The 19,629-nt window shown below is 35.0% G+C and carries 16 protein-coding genes; 2 read left to right on the forward strand and 14 right to left on the reverse strand.

What is annotated here, in order from left to right:
* Positions 1–42: 42 nt before the first annotated feature.
* The 3 genes from OMO38_RS02990 to OMO38_RS03000 form a co-directional block, all read right to left on the reverse strand.
* Positions 43–405: a hypothetical protein gene (locus OMO38_RS02990; RefSeq protein ID WP_264748740.1), complete on the reverse strand. Its 363-nt coding sequence runs from the start codon at positions 403–405 to the stop codon at positions 43–45.
* A 451-nt stretch (positions 406–856) separates the two neighbouring features.
* Positions 857–2,812 (reverse strand): heavy metal translocating P-type ATPase, encoded by a 1,956-nt coding sequence (locus tag OMO38_RS02995; protein ID WP_264748741.1) that lies wholly within the window; start codon positions 2,810–2,812, stop codon positions 857–859.
* Positions 2,813–2,856: 44 nt separating this feature from the next.
* Positions 2,857–3,276 (reverse strand): Fur family transcriptional regulator, encoded by a 420-nt coding sequence (locus tag OMO38_RS03000; RefSeq protein ID WP_264748742.1) that lies wholly within the window; start codon positions 3,274–3,276, stop codon positions 2,857–2,859.
* 101 nt (positions 3,277–3,377) lie between these two features.
* On the opposite strand from OMO38_RS03000, the gene OMO38_RS03005 reads away from it, so the two are divergent.
* A complete protein-coding gene (locus OMO38_RS03005; RefSeq protein WP_264748743.1) occupies positions 3,378–3,785 on the forward strand; it encodes a type II 3-dehydroquinate dehydratase in 408 nt (135 codons plus the stop codon).
* A gap of 95 nt (positions 3,786–3,880) precedes the next feature.
* Here OMO38_RS03005 and OMO38_RS03010 read toward each other — a convergent pair whose 3' ends face one another.
* From OMO38_RS03010 to OMO38_RS03055, 11 genes are all read right to left on the reverse strand, one after another.
* The gene (locus tag OMO38_RS03010; RefSeq protein WP_264748744.1) at positions 3,881–4,297 is read right to left on the reverse strand and encodes a type II toxin-antitoxin system VapC family toxin; all 417 of its coding nucleotides are present in this window, start codon (positions 4,295–4,297) and stop codon (positions 3,881–3,883) included.
* Positions 4,294–4,551 carry a DUF6364 family protein gene (locus OMO38_RS03015; protein ID WP_264748745.1) on the reverse strand — a complete coding sequence of 86 codons (258 nt, stop codon included), beginning with the start codon at positions 4,549–4,551 and terminating at the stop codon, positions 4,294–4,296. Before OMO38_RS03015 ends, OMO38_RS03010 begins: the two co-directional genes overlap by 4 nt.
* 127 nt (positions 4,552–4,678) lie before the next feature.
* Entirely contained in the window at positions 4,679–6,295 is a 1,617-nt protein-coding gene (gene pckA, locus OMO38_RS03020; protein ID WP_264748746.1) for a phosphoenolpyruvate carboxykinase (ATP), read from the reverse strand.
* A 129-nt stretch (positions 6,296–6,424) separates the two neighbouring features.
* The gene (locus OMO38_RS03025; protein WP_264748747.1) at positions 6,425–7,327 is read right to left on the reverse strand and encodes a GYDIA family GHMP kinase; all 903 of its coding nucleotides are present in this window, start codon (positions 7,325–7,327) and stop codon (positions 6,425–6,427) included.
* 12 nt (positions 7,328–7,339) lie between these two features.
* Entirely contained in the window at positions 7,340–8,215 is an 876-nt protein-coding gene (fabD, locus tag OMO38_RS03030; RefSeq protein ID WP_264748748.1) for an ACP S-malonyltransferase, read from the reverse strand.
* A gap of 70 nt (positions 8,216–8,285) precedes the next feature.
* Positions 8,286–10,019, reverse strand: a complete 1,734-nt coding sequence (locus OMO38_RS03035) for a LysM peptidoglycan-binding domain-containing protein (protein WP_264748749.1) — start codon at positions 10,017–10,019, stop codon at positions 8,286–8,288.
* A 37-nt stretch (positions 10,020–10,056) separates the two neighbouring features.
* Positions 10,057–10,530 carry a hypothetical protein gene (locus OMO38_RS20380; RefSeq protein ID WP_454706809.1) on the reverse strand — a complete coding sequence of 158 codons (474 nt, stop codon included), beginning with the start codon at positions 10,528–10,530 and terminating at the stop codon, positions 10,057–10,059.
* A gap of 39 nt (positions 10,531–10,569) precedes the next feature.
* Entirely contained in the window at positions 10,570–11,643 is a 1,074-nt protein-coding gene (gene bshC / locus OMO38_RS03040; RefSeq protein ID WP_454706810.1) for a bacillithiol biosynthesis cysteine-adding enzyme BshC, read from the reverse strand.
* An 11-nt stretch (positions 11,644–11,654) separates the two neighbouring features.
* On the reverse strand, positions 11,655–13,592 hold the full coding sequence (locus tag OMO38_RS03045) for a putative porin (protein ID WP_264748750.1): 1,938 nt from the start codon (positions 13,590–13,592) through the stop codon (positions 11,655–11,657).
* 476 nt (positions 13,593–14,068) lie between these two features.
* Entirely contained in the window at positions 14,069–15,742 is a 1,674-nt protein-coding gene (locus OMO38_RS03050) for a RagB/SusD family nutrient uptake outer membrane protein (protein WP_264748751.1), read from the reverse strand.
* Between the two features lie 11 nt (positions 15,743–15,753).
* Positions 15,754–18,612 (reverse strand): SusC/RagA family TonB-linked outer membrane protein, encoded by a 2,859-nt coding sequence (locus OMO38_RS03055; protein WP_264748752.1) that lies wholly within the window; start codon positions 18,610–18,612, stop codon positions 15,754–15,756.
* Between the two features lie 309 nt (positions 18,613–18,921).
* On the opposite strand from OMO38_RS03055, the gene OMO38_RS03060 reads away from it, so the two are divergent.
* Positions 18,922–19,602 (forward strand): hypothetical protein, encoded by a 681-nt coding sequence (locus tag OMO38_RS03060; RefSeq protein ID WP_264748753.1) that lies wholly within the window; start codon positions 18,922–18,924, stop codon positions 19,600–19,602.
* Positions 19,603–19,629 lie beyond the last annotated feature (27 nt).

Here is a 19,629-nt window from a genome sequence, read left to right on the forward strand (position 1 = left end):
TTTAAAAGCCCAAATCAACTAAAAATATAGTTTAAATAATTTTTATACTAAAGGAGGATGGAATATTCTGGAAAAATATTCAGTAGTATGAGAATCTGTATAATCAGAAGTAAAATTTTCTAATTGAATCTCTGACTGCAATTGATCTGAAAACGAGAGAATAGCGTGAGATAGAAAGACATCCAATCCCATAATTTTTATATTCTGCCCGTTGTTGGATTGCTTTTGTGTTTTTGCCAATTCTTTTTTGACGAAACATTTTCCTTTACAGTCAGACTCGAGTACTTTTCTGTTTTCACAAAGATTTTTCACGATGTAATCATAATTGACCGCATAATTGACCAATGGCAAAAGCGGACGCATTGCGATGGTAAAAATGATGAAAAAGGATAAGAGAAACTTCAAGTATCAAATCTTTAGTACAAATATAGTGTAGAAAATTTGTTTCTTCTGTGTTTTATGATGAAAGTCAGTTTTGGGAAGGATGTTGGATGGTTAATGAAGAGAGTTATTTCCCACAGATCGCACAGATTTACACAGATGTTTGAAAATAAGGATGATGGATGGTGTTTCGTGTTTCGTGGATGACGAGAGTTATTTCCCACAGATCGCACAGATTTGCACAGATGTTTGAAATTTTTAAGGTGGATGATGGATGATGAGAGTTATTCCCCACCGATCGCACAGATTTGCACGTATGTTTAAAAAAGATGGTTACGAACATTTAGGTTTTGGCTAAAGCCAATTGCTTTTTATCTTATGAGGCGGGCTAAAGCCCGCCCCTATTGATGGAATTTGATGGAAAAATATTTTTAATATAATTGTAGGTTCTAGCATTGTACATCCTTCTTCCAAACTAATTAAACTTCATCCTTTGAATTCTCACAGCATTTAAAATAGCCAATAATGCCACACCAACGTCAGCAAAAACCGCTTCCCACATTGTAGCTAAACCGCCTGCTCCGAGAATCAGCACGATGGCTTTTACGACGAAAGCTAAAGTGATATTCTGCCAAACTATTTTTTTAGTTTGTTTTCCGATATTGATTGCCATTGGGATTTTACTTGGCCGGTCATCCTGAATGACAATATCGGCCGTTTCAATAGTGGCATCACTTCCCAACCCGCCCATTGCAATTCCGACATCGCTTAAGGCAACGACAGGCGCATCATTAACGCCGTCTCCTACAAATGCGACCGTCTGATTTTTGGCTTTCAATACTTTTACTTTATTTACTTTATCTTCTGGAAGCAAATCTCCGTAAGCATTTTCAATTCCTAATTCATTGGCAACAAATTTTACAACAGAAATTTTATCTCCGCTCAGCATGGTTGTTTTTACTCCCAATGATTTTAATTTTTTAATCGTCAGCTGTGCATCTTCTTTAATCGAATCTGCAATCGTAAGGTAGCCTACAAATTTTTTGTCGTACGCAACTGCAATTAAAGTGTAGACAATCTTTTCAATATTTACATCATATGAAATATTGAATTTCTTCATCAGTTTCAAATTTCCAATTAAAAGTTCCTTTTCGTGAATGTCTGCTTTCAAACCGTGCCCTGCAATTTCTTCTACATTTACTAACTGAATTGAATGATCCACTTCTCCCGCAAATTCATGAATTGCAGTGGCAACGGGATGTGTGCTTTGACTTTCTAAGGCATTGACAAGTTTTAAAATTTTATCCTGATTAAATTCTTCATTGAAGTGAACCTCCTGCACTTTAAAAACTCCTTCAGTCATCGTTCCAGTCTTATCCATCACCACATTCTGAATGTTGGCTAAAATATCTAAGAAATTACTACCTTTAATTAAAATTCCATTGCGGCTTCCTGCGCCAATTCCACCAAAATATCCCAGCGGTATAGAGATCACCAAAGCACACGGACAGGAGATCACCAGAAACACCAAGGCTTTGTAGAGCCATTCTTTAAACTGATAATTTTCAACGAAAAAATACGGTAGTAAGGTAATTCCTATCGCTAAAAAAACGACAATTGGTGTATAAATTTTTGCAAATTTTCTGATGAATAATTCTGTCGGAGCTTTTTGTGACGTTGCGTTCTGAACGAGTTCTAAAATTTTACTCAGCTTGCTGTCTTTGAATGAAGCAGTCACTTTAATTTGACTGACAGTATTTAAATTAATCATTCCTGCTAAAATCTTTTCACCTTTTATCTTGGTGTCGGGCATACTTTCTCCGGTGAGTGCAGAAGTATTGAATGAGGCTTTATCTGAAAGCAACTCCCCATCTAAACCCAATTTCTCACCTGATTTTAATTGAATAATATCTCCAATTTTTGCATCGACCGCTTTTACCACTTTAGGTTTTCCATTTTCTAAAACAGTGACTTCATCCGGACGCTGATCGAGAAGAGATTTGATATTACTTTTTGCTTTAGTTACTGCCATTGCCTGAAAAACCTCGCCTACAGAATAAAACAGCATTACGGCGACTCCTTCGGGATATTCTCCGATTGCGAAGGCACCAACGGTGGCAATTCCCATCAAGAAAAACTCAGAAAAAATATCACCGTGAATGATGCTTTCGTAGGCTTCTTTTAAAACAGGAATTCCTACAGGAATATAGGCCACCAAATACCAAACAAGGCGAGCCCAACCTTTAAACCAATCATTGTCTGTGAAGTTGTCAAGACCTATTCCAACCAATAATAAAACAAACGAAATAATCGCCGGTAAGAATAGGTTATATGTTGACTGATCCTGAATTTCGTGAGAATGATCATGGTCGTGATCATGACCTTCGTGATTGTGCTCCTGTTTTGGTTTTGTACTGCAACATTCGTCCATAACTGATAATTTTAAACAAATGTAGCGGAAACTTGAATGCAATGCTATTGCAAACTTTCGAGACAGTTTTCACAGATGCCTTTTGCGAAAAGTCTTATTTCATCGATTCTGAAATCGGTTTTCATATTGTCCGGAAATGAGATATCTTCTCTGCAGGTAGTCTGTTTACAGATTTTGCAATAGAAATGAAGATGCCAGTCTTTGTGCGTTTTTTCATCACAGTCATCGTGGCAAAGCTTGTATTTCGTCGTTGTATTTTCCTGAATGCTGTGAACGATTCCTTTTTCTTCAAACGTTTTTAATGTTCTGTAAATGGTTGTCCGGTCGGCATTTTCAAAATGATTTTCAATTTCAGATAACGAAAGTGCGGCATTTTGAGAGCTTAGAAAATCATAGACTAAAATCCTCATGCTCGTAGGTTTTGTATTTTTATCGATCAGTTTGCTTTCGATTTCTTCTTTCATGATGAGATTTGTCCTGATTTTATTAAAGCTATAAGTTAGCGAAAAACTGTGACACTTCATCTTTTTAAGCTTAAAACAAAAAGAATTCTTACTTTTATCCTATGAAAGTTTTAATTATCAATGGTCCGAATCTGAATCTTTTGGGAACCCGAGAGCCTGAAATCTATGGAAATATTTCCATGGAAGAATATTTACAAAAACTAAAGTCAGAATTTACTTCTTACGAGCTCGATTATTATCAGTCGAACATAGAGGGTGAACTAATTAACAGATTACAGGAAGATGATTTTGAAGCCGTTGTAATTAATCCGGGAGCTTTCACCCATTATTCTTATGCAATTGCAGACTGTTTAAAAAACATTCAGAAACCGAAAGTGGAAGTTCACATCAGCAACATTTACAAGCGTGAAGAATTCCGGCAGAAATCGGTTACGGCAGCCAATACGGATGCGGTTTTGTCTGGTTTTGGGATGGATGGATATCGGTTGGCAATTTTGAGTTTGAAATAGAATGTTCCACAGATTGAACAGATTTTTAAGCAACTTATGTTGGAATGATTTAAGACATTGCCTCGGAACTGGAAAAACTGTACCTAAATAAGTACTCAGCTGCGCATCTTCAGATAAGAATCCGGAGTCATCACTGACAAACTGCTGGCTTTATAATCTTTTATATTTCGGGTGATTATTACTTTAATCTTATCATCATTCTGCACAGAAAAATTCTGCAGGGCATCTTCAAAATCTTTAAAATCAGAATTTAATGCGTTGATGACAGCTGTTTTATCTGAAGTAGCAACATGCAGAAAACTCATGAGAAGCCTAAGACTTTCAATTACTTTGGAATGAGTTGCCGTTTTTCTTAAGAGATAATAAATATTGCTCAACGTAACCGACGTTACAAAACCTTTTATTTCTCCGTCTTCGCACTTACTTAAAATTTCAGACGCATTCTGGGAAAAAGGAACTCTGTCGAATAAAATATCAAGAATTACATCAGTATCGATCATTACATCTTTCATAACAAATACTTTTCTGCGAGACGATTTGCTAATTCTTCTTTTTCATCAAAATCTTTTGGCATTTTAAACGAACCTTTTAAAGATTTTACAGTTGTGGATAATTCTACCTGATCTTTCTTTTCAGATTCTGTGTTAACTAAAGCTTTCAGATAGTTTTCAATAAGATCAGATAGACTTCTTTCCTTATTTCTGGCATATTTCTTAGCACTTTCAATTATGGATTTATCAATCGTTAAAGTTAGTTTAGTATTCATAATCACACATTTAAATACAAATATATAAATTTAAAAACAAACACACGTGCTTTTAAATAAATTATAACACGTATTAAATATCTGGGAAAAAAAAAGCCTCATCAATGGATAAGGCTCTTCACTATTTCTAAATGGTCTGTTCCTGCAATTGAGGACCAGAGGCAATCAGCTTCTTGGCTTCGTCATTACCGCAGTACTGCTCGAAGTTTTTAATATATTTTGCAGCAAGATCTTTTGCTTTTTCTTCCCATTCTGAAGCGTCATTATATGTATCTCTTGGATCTAAAATTCCTTCAGAAACATTCGGCAATGAGGTTGGAATCTCTAAATTCATTACAGGAATAGTTGTTTTATCAGCATTCTCAATTGATCCGTCGATGATAGAATCAATGATTGCTCTTGTATCTTTTAAAGAAATTCTTTTTCCGGTACCATTCCAACCCGTGTTTACTAAATAAGCTTTTGCACCGTGTTCTTTCATTTTTCCGATCAATGTTTTAGAGTACATAGTTGGATGTAATGTTAAGAATGCTTCACCGAATGCAGGAGAGAAAGATGGTTCCGGTTCTGTAATTCCTCTTTCAGTTCCGGCTAATTTTGAAGTGTAACCGCAAAGGAAATGGTATTGAGCCTGATTTTCATCTAAAATAGAAACCGGAGGCAAAACTCCGAAAGCATCAGCAGAAAGATAAACAATCTTGCTAGCATGACCTGCTTTTGAAGGTAAAACGATTTTATTAATATGGTAAATTGGGTAAGAAACTCTTGTATTTTCTGTGATTGATCCGTCTGTATAATCTGCAATTCCGTCGTTTACTACAACGTTCTCAAGAAGCGCATCTCTTTTGATGGCTCTGAAAATATCGGGTTCCTTTTCTGCTGACAGGTCTATTACTTTAGCATAGCACCCGCCTTCATAGTTGAAAACGCCGTTGTTATCCCAACCATGCTCGTCGTCACCAATTAAATATCTTTTAGGATCTGCAGATAAAGTTGTTTTTCCTGTTCCCGAAAGTCCGAAGAATAACGCTACATCTCCTTCTTCACCCACGTTTGCAGAACAGTGCATCGATGCCATACCTTTCAGTGGAAGGTAATAATTCATCATGGCAAACATTCCTTTTTTCATTTCTCCGCCGTACCACGTTCCACCAATTATCTGAAGTTTCTCAGTAAGGTTGAACATCACGAAGTTTTCAGAGTTCAATTCCTGCTCCTCCCAATTAGGGTTGGTAGTTTTTGAACCGTTGATTACTGTAAAATCAGGTTCTCCGTAGTTTTCTAAATCGTAATGAGAAGGACGGATAAACATATTCGTAACGAAATGAGCCTGCCAAGCCACTTCAACGATAAATCTCACTTTTAGTCTTGTATCTTCATTTGTACCGCAAAATGTATCGACAACATATATTTTTTTGGCATTGGAAAGTTGATCTAAAACTAAATCTTTACAAGATTCGAAAATTTCGGGAGTTGTAGGAAGGTTTACTTTGCCATCCCAGAAAATAGTATCTTTCGTAACATCATCCTGAACAATATATCTGTCTTTAGGCGAGCGGCCAGTGAAAACTCCTGTCTGCACAGATACAGCACCAGATTCTGTAAGCTCAGCTTTTTCAAATCCCTGGTTTTCAGGTGACATTTCAGCTTGATATAACTCTTCGTACGAAGGATTATAAGTTAATTCATACTCTCCTTTAATCCCTAATTTTTGTAAATCCTGGATGATTTTAGCGTTTTTCATTTTACTTATATTTTCTTTTTGCTTTTTGTTCGTTCAGCAATTCATATTAACTAATTGTTAAACTTCGATAAATATAAACATATAAGTGAAAATGACAAATAAAAAACAGACCTTTTAATTAATTGATTATTAATCAATTAAATCATTCCATTCAAAAACAGTAGTAAAACCTTTTCCCCAAAAATAGTCTTGGTAGCCCTCAAATTTTGCACTCATCACAAAATCACCGCCCCAGGCGCCTAAACTTTTGACAAATTTTGCACAATCTTCAAAAAAAATTGATTTAACTGTCGGTCTTTCAATAAAATCAGAAATACGTTGTTCATGTAATGTCATTAGATGCGAAAAATTATCTAATTCATCACACAATAAAATATTTCTTGTGAGATCAGAAAATTCATCGATCAAATTCTGCGACTTTATTTTAGACTTATAGAGATTGATTCCTTCTCTGCTATCCTGCTTTTGATTTAAGTGAATGAAAATCAGTTCGTTCTTAAACTTAGGATTGAAATCAACTCTTTCGAAATGAATTTCAGGTTTATTTTTAAAGAGAACAGCTGACTTAGCTTTTGCTACCGCAATATCATAGCCGCTCCCCCCCAAACTGATAGAATTTAGATGAAATGGATCAATCTCAGACCATTCTGCAATATTAGTCATTAAGGTAGAGCTGCTTCCAAGACCGTAATCTGCCGGAAACTGAAGGTTTGTTTTTAAATAATAAGAATCTGTAGCTTTAAATTTAATGTCAGAAAGATTCTGAACATTTTTGAGAGTTTTAAGAATAAACTCGGCGCTTGAAATAATATTGGTTTCAAGGATCTGCCAGTTTTTATAATCAATGACAGCCTTTAACCATAATTTATTCTGATGATAGGCTTCCCAAAGAATAAGAGATTTCTGATCCTGCTTTTCATCAAAAAAAAACTCTTGTCCTAGCTTGGTGGGTACCGCTAAGACAAGAGCTCCGTCTACAGCGAAATATTCTGAAGTCAGCATCAGCTTACCCGGTGAATAAATTTCGCCCATTTTTTATTTAAATTAAATTGCGGAAGCCGATGAAACTTCGCTGTCAATTTTTTTAATTAATCCCTGTAAAGTTTTACCGGGTCCTACCTCTATAAAATTGGTAGCACCGTCTTTGATCATATTTTGTACAGACTGCGTCCATTTTACAGGACCTGTCAACTGAGCAATTAAATTATTTTTAATCTGTTCAGGATCAGTAACTGCAGTGGTTGTAATATTCTGATAAACAGGAATCGTCGCTTTTCTGAATTTTGTGTTTTCGATTGCTGCTGCCAATCTTTCTTGAGCCGGCTGCATCAATGGTGAGTGAAAAGCTCCGTTTACCGGTAGTAGCAATGCTCTTTTCGCACCAGCTTCTTTCAATTTCACACATGCTTCTTCTACAGCTGCCGTTTCGCCGGAAATCACTAACTGTCCGGGACAGTTGTAATTGGCAGGAACAACAATACCGCTGATGCTAGCACAGATTTCTTCCACTTTAGCATCTTCCAATCCTAAAATTGCAGCCATAGAACTTGGATTGGCATCACAAGCAGCCTGCATTGCTTTTGCTCTTTCAGAAACCAATTTCAAACCGTCATCAAATGACAGAACTCCGTTGGCAACCAAGGCTGAAAATTCGCCTAAAGAGTGTCCCGCAACCATTTCTGCACCCAACCCATTTACCGCTTTAAGGGCAGCAACAGAATGAATGAATATCGATGGCTGTGTAACCTCAGTTTTTTTCAGATCTTCATCTGCCCCATTAAACATAATGGAAATAATATCGAATCCTAAGATTTCATTGGCATACTCCATCAGGTCTTTGATGTCTTTACGGGAATCGTATAATTCTTTTCCCATACCTACAAACTGTGAACCCTGCCCAGGAAATACAAGTGCTTTCATTTATTGATTTAAAAAATTAATACAAATATATACTTTTAAAAGTAGATTTTTTTTGGTTTTACAGACAAGTCTAATGTCTGATCACACGGAATCCGGTGTTGACATAAGCGCCGTTGGTCTTAGATTTTACGAATTCAAATTTTGTAGCAAGCTGCGTCTGAACCTTATTCATCTGCTTAAAAATCTCACCTTTCTTATTTTCTCTCGACAGCATATCATTGACTACGTCGAAACCAATGATTGCATATCTGCCCGGAGTTTTGCAGTATTTAGCTTTATAAGCTGCTAAAATTTCTTTTTCATAACTGCCGTCAGCATCGATTTTTCTATCCATTAAATAAACTAAACTCGCCTGGCTCAATTCATCCACTTTTTTCTCGAAGCTTAGAACCGAATACATACTGAATGCCTTCATCCCCTGCACTTCTTTTGATAGAGCGATCATTCTGCTGGAGAACGCCTCTCCCACTGCATCATTGTCATTAGCTAAAATGGCAATGACAGGAGCAGACTGTCCGGTCATCATATTCTGATCCAGCTGAATTTCTGTAGCTGAATTTACAATGGTAATATTCGCATTTTTTACAGCTTTCTCAAGATTAGACTTGATGTAGTTGGCGTTTTCTTTTTTAGCGTCTGCCACTACAAAGATCTTCTGATCTGAATATACCGTTTTTACTTCCTCAACAATTTTATCAGCATAAGCCTGATCGTTGGTTTCTACAATAATTAAGTTGCTGTAATTATACAGTTCCGGTGAGTTGGCAAATGGTGCAACCACAGGAATTTTCTGAGTTTTTGTAAAATCTAAAAGATCAATCACATTCGATTTGAAGAACGGACCGATAATTAAATCTGTATTATTAGGGTTAATCTGTGTAAGCGAACTTTTAAATGAAGCTTCGTTTCCAGAATCTACAATTTTGATATCTAATTTTTGACCTTTTGCCGCGTTTCTTTCGATAGCCAGTTTTGCTCCGGTAAGAAAATCTACCGCCATTGCACGATACTGAGTCTCATTGGTACTGTAACCAAATGGTAACATTAAAACAACACTTAAAGCATCACCATTTTTCTTGGTATAAGCCGCATCCAGCTTCTTGATTTTTAGAACCATTCCGGTTTTCAAACCTTTTGCCAAATCCGGATTTAGAGCGATCAATTCATCAATCGTAACTCCAAATTTGTTAACGATAGAGAAAACAGTATCTCCCTGCTCTACGGTATATGTTGCATATTCGTCCTGATTAGAAGAAGTATAAACCGCCGCAGACGACTTCTCGTTACCAGAATCTATTTTAGTTTTTGTATTGCTGCTTGGCTGTACGGTTTCTACCGGCACTTCGACAGGTTTTGTCGGAGCAATGGTTGCCTGAGTTCCGCCATACTTTTTAATACTGTCTATAGGTAACGTAATTTCGTCACCAATTTTCGTGTGAGAATCCAGGTCTGGATTTAATTTTCTTAAATCTGCTTCAGAAATTCTATACTGCTTTGTAATACCGTAAATGGTCTGTTTTGGCTGCAAATAAATCTTTCCCGTCTTTGTAGATGAAGGAGTTGCAGAATTTGAAGAAACCGGTTTTGTAACAGCTGTATTTCCAGCTTTTACTGTAAGAATATCACCGATTGCCAATTTCCCATCTTTGAATTTCGGGTTAAGTCTATTCAACTCATCAATGGTAATCCCATATTTTTTTGAAATATTATAAGGATTATCACCTTTTATAACCGTGTGTGTTTTCTGTGCAGATACACTCAGAAACATACATAAACCAGACAGTAAAAAAAACCTCTTAATCATTTTCAATATTATAATGTACAAAAATACTTCTTTAAAATTAAATGGCAACAATTATTAATTTTGATTGTTCCACTTCCATTTCCTCAGCAATAGTTTCCAGCCACGAATAGCCAAAATCAGCAAAAAAAACAGAGAAATTAAATATTCGTTCCTGCCATGTTTTTGCCGGATGAACATCTAAAAACAAGGTTTCTAAGCGCTCAAGCAATTCATTTTGTTTAATTTTTTCTGCGTGCAGCAATCTTTTCTTTAACCTTTTAAAAGATCTTAACTGACGGACTTCTTCTGCTTTTACCATGTTTCCAAAAGATTTTTCGGTGGTTTCTGCTAAAGATTTTAACTGTGAAAAATTATTCGCAATTTCATTTTCCTGTGCGTTCAGAGATTCTAAAACCAAATTATTATCCAGAATTTTAGCATTCGTTATCTGCGTGAAGTTCTGGAAAAAATCTTCAATTTTCAGATCAAGCTTTTCAATTTTGCCTAAAGTTTTTTCCTTGATAAACAACATCGAATTCCTAGGAATTAAAATGGGAAAAGGTATAGTAATTTAAGAAAAATAATCTTTCAGTTCCAGCCAGTACATGATTTCGGCATTTCCACCGATGTATGCTAAATTGGGTAAGATGCTCTCCTGATATACCGGACGCATCAAAGCGTTTGGACTAAATCTCTCCGGAAAATTTTCTAGTTCCTCAAGGATTTCTTCCTTTGTAAATTTTTTATCTGTATCAACAATAATATAATTTTCACCGTCAAAGTCAATCCGGTCTCTGGTCTCTCTTAGATAAAACAGATTAATTTCTCTCGGGTTTACCTGAACTTTACCATACTTTTCTGTCAGAAAATCTACTTTATCTTTAGAAGTTTTTTGCAAACTGAAATGAAGTAACTCATCTTTAAAAATATCTTTAATCTGATTTTTCAATGCTCTGGAATCTCCATCAAGAATCAATAACCCAAACTCAGAAAACAATCTGTTCACGAAGATCTGAATAGCACCTGTTAAAGTATTTCCGGCTTTGTAAGCTTCTTTAAGCATTAAAATCAATTCTGTCCCGAAAATTGAATCTTTAAACTCTTTCTCAAATTCAGAAATAAAAAATGTATCATTTATTTTAATTCTACCAACTGCTCCACCAGATTTCTCGTTGAGTTCGTAGTAATTATTTTCTGTTTTGAAATGATTGATCTCCGCAAAATCGTGATCTTCCGAAGCCATCCAGTAAACCGGAACAAAATTAAAGTCAGGAAATTTTTCTTTAAGATTTGTACAGGTTTTAATCGTCTGCAAAATTTTATACACAAAAAATACCGGACCAGAAAAAAGATTCAGCTGGTGTCCTGTAGTAATGGTGAACGTATTGGCTGATTTTAAACTTTCAATGTTCTCCTTCTGTTTTGCCGAAAGCTGAAGTTCTGAAAGCTGATCTGTAAAAGCCTTTGAAATAATTTCTCTCTGAGACTGTTTGAAGGAGTTTTGTTTTAAACGTATCTGCTCGGCAAAATTATCTGATGAAAATGTAGAACCTTCAAAACCCTCAATCTGACGATTTAAAAAATCTTTGATCAGCTGAGGAATACTTTCAATATCGCTGAATGAAATTTTATTGACTGTTTTCAATTGTATTGAATTTAGTTGAACAAATACCAGACAATACCAATATTCAGTCTGAAATCATAGACCGGATAATGTGGGAAGGCATAGGCTTTGTTATATGAAATTAAAGTTCCCATCTGCTGTCCCTCAATGTAGAAGAACATTTTTTTGACTTTCATGTTGACATATAAGTCGGCAATTGGCTGACCTCCGATGGAAAAAGAATCGGCACGTGGAAGAATATATTCATTGAGAATAGGGAAATATTCTCTTGAGGCAAATTTCGAAAAATAATATACTTTAATTCCTGCCTGAATTTCTGCTGCATCTTTAAATGCTCTCGATTGGAAAAATAAATTAGCCCTACCGATAAAAGATGGCATTGGCAGAAGTTCCTTATTGGTTAAGGCGCTTTGAAACTGAACTCGTGTATTTAAATGAAATTTTCTAAGACTAAAAGTTGCATCACCCCCGATTTGTGAGATATTTAATGAGTTTTCACTCTGGCGGGGCATAGCCGCAGCATCAAAATAGGTGTAATTATCAATTCTGAAATAATTAGCAAACAATTCACTTTTGAACCATTTTAAATTAATACTTCCACCAATTTCAGTAACTGACTGATTCTTGACATCCTGCAGATAGTAATTAAAGTTGCGGTAAACAGAAGAGTTTGCAAGATAGTTGAAGGAAGGATAAACACTCTGGAAATTAACTTTTGCATTGACAAAATAATCTTTGATGGGTTCAAACTTCACATTGTTTGTGGTCTTTAAGTAATTCCCAAACTGACTTCCTTTTGAAAATTCCAAAAATGAATTTAACTGAAATTTATCAAATAGTTTAACCTGCAGATTTCCTACAGCTCCCAATCTATTCTCTTTCAGTTCAGCCGGAACATCCACAAGTGGTAAATCGATTTCATTTAACCCAAATTTCAGCATTTGGTAACGTACACCAGCATCCAGTTTAAACTTTTCGTTATCGAAAACTAAGCTAACCGTATTGCTTAAATTATTGGAATATTTTCTTGTCGACGGAGGAAATCCGTTCACAAGTTGTGCCGCCGTGGTATACCAGTAATTTTCTAAAGCACTCTGATTGTAATAATACTTGTTTCCCTGATTGAATATGGTGTGCCGTATTCTGAAAGGAAATTTTTCTGAATTAAAAGGTGTAAACTGATGGCTCAGATAATATCTACGGAACGAATACTGAGAACTTGAAGAAGCTAAATTTACCTGAGCATTCTGCTTATTACTCTCACTGTTTCCAGATTGGAAAAGATCATCATCAGCAATTCCGCCATTTTCTACGTTATTGACATTCTGATGAAGATAGTGAGTAAAAAGTTCATAGTTACCACTTTTTGAAGTGTAGTGACCGGAAAATAAGGTGCTGTTATTTGCCGCAAGTGAGTTTCTGTACATTCCTTCAGAACGTAATCCCATATATTCAAGAGCAAAATTAAATCTCTTCCCAATATTTTGGGTATAGGTAGATTGCAGCGCCGCACCGTTTCTCATTGCCGTGTGATAGATAAAAGTTGCAGTAGGCGTTTTTACATCATAATATTTCACATCATTAACTGCTGTAATAACATAAGATTTATTAGACGGTAATAAAGACAGGTTCTGCTCATCGTTGACTTCATAAGACAAAGGATTAAACCCCGCACCGATATTGGCAAACTGCACTCTGCCGAAATTATCGCGGTTGTTATACTGCGAAAAAATATTGGTCTTATCAAAAGTCATCACGGTATCAAAAATTTTCTTTTCAGAAAACTGCGTCTGATACTGATAATCCTGAATAGTGGGCTTAAATATTTTCAGAGAGTCTTTTTTCCCGGAATCGATCACCAAAGTATCAGACAACTTCTTCTCCAACCTATTGGAATCTGTTTTGTTGACAATAACCTGGGCATTAGAAAAAGAGCCGAAGAAAAGTATAATGAGGAGTATATATTTCATGTATTTTCCATTTAATAAAATCAAACTTTGCGAATGATTTTACTTCAGCAAAAATAAGAAATAAAAGGAAATAAAAAGAGACTACTTTTTACAGTAGTCTCTAAAAAAATATCATGATTTCTTTAATCAACATGCTCGGTATTTATGTAGATAATGAAAATCTTACTTGTACATTATGATATTAATAATCACTAGTAGATAGCTTTAAATCAAGAAAAATCTCTGTCTACGAAATCTAATAACAAGTTGACGCTTCTATTACCTAAATTCACTGAAGTCGATTAATCTCACAAAAGAAATAAATAATGTACCGATGGAACTTTGTAATTAGAAGTCTATAACTCATGCTTCAGTTGATTCAAAATCTGATAATCATCTCGTTTTATAAGTTTAGTGCCGTAAAATAGATTGATGAAAAACAAGAAACCCACATTAAAAAATGTGGGTTTCTATAAAAAATATTTTAAGATACTGAATTAATATCCAGGGTTCTGTTGCACATTCGGATTAGCCGAAGTCTCTCTAATAGGAATAGGTAATGTATACTTATAGCTATTATTAGGAAGATTTGTAACAGTGACAAAATCGTCTTTTGTATTTCTATCCATGGTTACTCCCGCTGTTGTTGCCAATCTTTTCAAATCGATATAACGGTGACCTTCTAACGCTAATTCAATTCGACGCTCTTTTAAAATATCAGCATAAGCAAACTGAGCATTTGTGTATGCTGGAGTAGTTGCCGTCCCCAAATAGTTTCTAGCAGTTCTTACTTGTTGAATAAGACCATTAGCAGCTGTTAAATTACCTGCAGCAACTTCTGCTTCTGCAACAATAAAGTACATTTCAGATAACCTGAATACTTTAATGTCATTACGCGTAGGAGCACTTGTTTTACCTGGATATTTATCAATCACTAATCTATCATTTCTTGAATCAATATCTAGATAGTTTGCAGCAATAATAGATGTTGGATCAATATATGTATATCTTCTAATATCACCTTTGTCTGTTGTATTAGGCGCAGAATATATTAAATTAAATAGATTTCTCCCTAAAAACCACATCGGGACACCTGAAGCAGCAGAGCTATTGGTATTCCATCTGATTCCAATGCTTGCTCCTGCACCTAATGCAAGTCTATTTAAAGAGAAAAGAACTTCACCTCTAGAAGTAGTTGCATCATTCCAAATATTTCTGTAAGGATTAAATGAACCTAATAAACCATTCCCATTTGCAGTGGTGTCTCCACCATAAAAAGCATTGTTCCAGGCTGCAGTTGCAGGATTTTGTAGAGCACCAGAAGCTCCACCTGCTCCACCGTTTATTAGAGAGTTGCTTCCTGTTATTGGAGTTGCAATAGTTAATGATAATCCAGAATTTGAAATAACATCTTGCGCGTATTGCTTAGCCAATGCAGTGTTTCCTCTGTAAATATTAAAACGAGCTGACAATGCATTGACAAATCTTCTATCTGCATAGTATTTAGAGTTAGTTGTAGCATAAGTTAATATGCTTCTAGCATAATCTAAATCTTCGTTAATGAAGTTATATATTTCCTGATTTGAACTTCTAGAAAGCTGAGCCTCTGTTGAAGGTATATCCTTAATTAAGATTACACCTAAAGCATTAACATCTTTCATATTAGTAGAAAAATATGCTTCTAACTGCACATAGCAATATGCTCTAAGTGCTCTAGCCTGAGCAAGAATATTATTATATTGTGTTGTTTCAGCAGGTGTGGATGGTATAACACTTTTTGCACCTTCTAATAGTCTATTTACTCTATTAATAACTCGATAGTTATTAAGCCATATTCCATTTGAGGTAGTTGTACTTACCGTACCACCTGTTACTATTGGAGAAGATGGATCAATAAAGTATCTATGTAGATCTTGTTCCTGACCACCACTCCCACTTCCAGGCTTTACTTCATCTGTAAAAACTGCTGTAAAATAGATCTCGTCGGCTGGCTCCAATTCTCCATATACACCGATTAGTGCTTCATTTAAATTTGATACTGTTGTATAAAGATCATCAACTTCCAACTCGCCTGGCTGAACAATATCAAGAGCATCTTGACAACTGTTTAATGTAAATCCAGTTGATGACAAAGCAGCTAAAATTAAAACTGTATTTATTATTCTTTTCATAATTTCTTTTATTAAAAATCAACATTTACCCCGACAGAAACTGTTCTTGGGTTTGGATACACATTTAATGAATAGGTTGTAACCGGTTCTGGATCAAATCCTATCCAATCTGTCCAAGTATATAAATTTTCTGCCTGAACAAATAATTTTATTCCTCGTACTGGTAAATTTCCTAGCTGGTCTTTAGTGAAATTATATCCTAAAGACACATTCTTCAGTCTGATAAAGTCTGTTTTATATAAGAATCTATCTGAAGAACCCTCTCGTCCTGCATTGTTTGCTCTTAACGCCGGCACATCAGTATTTGTATTTTCCGGAGTCCAAGCATTTAACAAATCAGATGATACATTGATGTTGATACCTGCATATGCTGGGTTCATTACCCAAGAATATAAGTTATCATAGCTATATCCTCCTTGTTGAAATGAGAATAAGGTATCAAGAAACCAACCTTTGTGTTGAAAATTGAAACCAAAACCTCCCGTAAATTTAGCATATGGTGATTTCCCTGTCAATTTTCTATCAGCAGCAACAGGAGATTTTGTAGTATTTCCGTTTGCGTCTAAGAACAATTGTTGCCCATCAGCCTGATCTACTCCAACATAAGTGTAAAGTTGATACTGACTTGCTGGTCCTCCAATCGCATTTACAACATCTCCAGATAAATTTTCGTTACTCATTGAAACGATTTTATTAGAGTTATAAGCAGCATTGGCAAATATTGATAATCTTGTATTATCATTTCTTATAGCATTAAATCGGATTAATCCTTCAATACCTTTATTATCTAAAACACCGTCATTTCCTCTAATGGTATAGATTCCTGTCACCGCAGACTTCTGCAAGTCGTTGAACATTCTTGTTGTTCTCTTCTGATAATAATCTACACTACCTTCGATAATCCCCTTATAATTAAAATCTAAACCTAAGTTAGATTGTTTTACCTGCTCCCAAACTAAGTAAGGATTTGATAAATTAACAAATGAATATCCTAATAAGTTTTGGTAAGAAGAACCTCCTGAATACAAATCAAGGAAGTTATTTGGAAGTAAGGCTAATGGATTCGCATTATTTGCAGCGATTCCTAAGTTTTGATTACCTGTAGTACCAATTGACGCTCTAAGCTTAAGTAATCTAAACCCAGAGTTTGCCATAAAATCTTCTTTATCAATATTCCATCTTGCTGCAACAGACCAGAAAGTCTCCCATCTGTTAGCAGGAAGGAATCTATAAGAACCATCTCTTCTTATAACTCCACTTACACCATATTTATCTTTATAGTCATAATCTAGAGTTCCAAAATACGCCAACGTTCCAGCTGTTACTTTTGATGCAGTTGCTGTCGGTCTATAAATATTTGGAGTATCTGGATTAAATGGAATATACCCTGTTCCGGCTCCGAATGACCATTGTAATGGATTCAAGCCATTCTGAGTCTGAGTATTGTTCATTACATGAGCCTTGATATAATCCATATAAGCTCCTGCTGAGATATTGTGATCTCCAAATGCCTTATTGAATGAAATATTGGTGATGTTATTAAATGTAAGATCCTGAGTAGTATTGAACTGCTCGAAACCTCCATATTTCGCACCTTGTCCGGCAGCAACAGAAATCGATAAATATCCTAGTGGCGATCTTGCAAAGATTCTCTCATATTCTTTATATTCAATTCCAGTTCTGTTACCAATGCTTAGGTAATCTGTCAGTTTGTAATTTACATTAGCATTCGCAGAGATACTTAATTCTGTAAATCTATTCTGAATTCCTCCATTGATATTATCCTGTAGAACCCACTGACGGTTTCCTGCACTGTTTTGACCAATTGCATTGTACAATTCCTGACCATTTGCATAAGGAGAAGGAATCACATAAGAAGGTGAAAGTACGCTACCAAATAGGGGATTTTGTATTACATTTCCACTGATCCCGGTATTTGTTTCATCATCTAACTGGCTTCTCTTAGAATATCCTAATCCTAAAATTGTTCCAAATGTCAACCTGCCATCTTTTGATTTACCGCTTAAATTGTTTCTTAAGGTAAATCTTTTAAAATCTGTTGATTTTATTGTTCCTTCGCTATCTAGATAACCTAATGACAAGAAATTATTAAGATTTTCTCCACCTCCGGTAATAGATAAATTATGCTGTTGAGAAACACCTACCTGAGTAAACTGCTTTCTCCAGTCTGTATCAACTTCCCAATTATCGATTTGACTCTGTGTCAGGTTATTTGCTGCTGCAAAACCACCTCCATAATTCTTTTGAATCTGTAACAACTGTCTTCCACTAGACATATTGTAGTCTGGCTTAGGCATTGTAGAGAAAGAAGTTAAACCATCGTAAGAAATTCTAAGTCCAGAATTAAATCTTCCTGATTTAGTAGTAATTACAACTACTCCATTAGCAGCTCTGTTACCATAGATCGCTGTAGCTTGGGCATCCTTTAGAATACTGAATGTTTCAATATCATAAGAATTGAGATTTCTAAATTGTGATCCCGATGTAATTACACCATCTACAACGTAAAGAGGATCGGTAGAACCATTAAGTGAACTAAGACCTCTAATTAAAATATTGAATTTACCAGATCCTGGCGATCCTGATGCGGAGTTCACAACAATCCCGGGTGCCGTTCCTTGAATTGAATTTAGCACAGAAATGTTTGGTCTATTTTCTAATGTTTCAGCACCGACAGTCACAGACGAAGTAGTTGATTTCGCTTTTGTCGATGTTTTACTATACCCTAAAACCACAACTTCCTCAATTTTTGTTTCTTTTGAGATAGTATCTGATTGCTTTTGGGCTAATACAGCTTGCCCTGTAAAAAACAGAACACCAGCTGTCAGTACACTTAATTTCACATTCATATTAACAAATTTTAATATTAAAGAAGCAAATATGTTAATAAATATTAGCATTTACAAATTTTTAACTTTTTTCACAAAATATTAGCAATTAAAATTATTTTGTTAAATGAAAAAATAATATAAAATCTATGATTTATTTGGCTATATATAAAAGATATATATTTGTGATGACAGATTTAACATGATTTAAATAAACAAAAATGTACAATTTAGAATCATTATAAATTTAATGATGTATATAATAAAAATACCATGCAGTCCATATATTTTATGATGTTATATTTATTAAATTCGTACAAATTATTAGAAATGAGAATAAAAATAACAGCTATTTCAGTATTTTTTTTCGCAGTCAGTCAGTGCGCATTTGCTCAGCAGACATTATCTGTAAATCAAGTAACTGGGGATCATTCGGTATTTTCAGGGATTAAATCCACTACTGGCAAGACTTTAAATTACGATGAAATTCAAGGCTCTCCCTATTTTGATAGTAAATTTTACGATGCAAAAGTCGCTGAAAACTATGAAAACATTTTAGTAAGATATAACTCTTACAAAGACGAAATTGAATTTCAGAAAGGAAATATTGTACAGGTATTACCTAAAGATTCTAAATTCTCGAAAATAGAAATAATTTCGCCAAAACAGACAATTATGTTGTTTGAAGACGAAAAAGAAAATAATGGTTATTTTTTCGAACTTGTGAGCGGAAAGAATTCATTGTATAAAAAATTGGTTACCAAATTCATAGATGTCGTTCCCGCAGCAAATTCATATGCAGCAGAAAGGCCTGCGTCTTTTAGAAAGTTGGATCCTTCATTTTATCTAAATACGGAAAAAGGTTTAGTTAAAATCAAAAATCAGAAAAGTGTAACTGATGGAATCCCAGATTCAAAAGATAAATTAGAAACCTTCATTAAATCAAATAAAATTAAGTTTGACAAAGAGGAAGATCTTATAAAATTAGTGACTTTTTTAAACCAGAATTAAAAAAATCCCCATTTGAATAAATCAAAT

Origin of the sequence: Chryseobacterium kimseyorum (genome assembly GCF_025971945.1) — a bacterium.
GTDB lineage: Bacteria > Bacteroidota > Bacteroidia > Flavobacteriales > Weeksellaceae > Chryseobacterium > Chryseobacterium kimseyorum.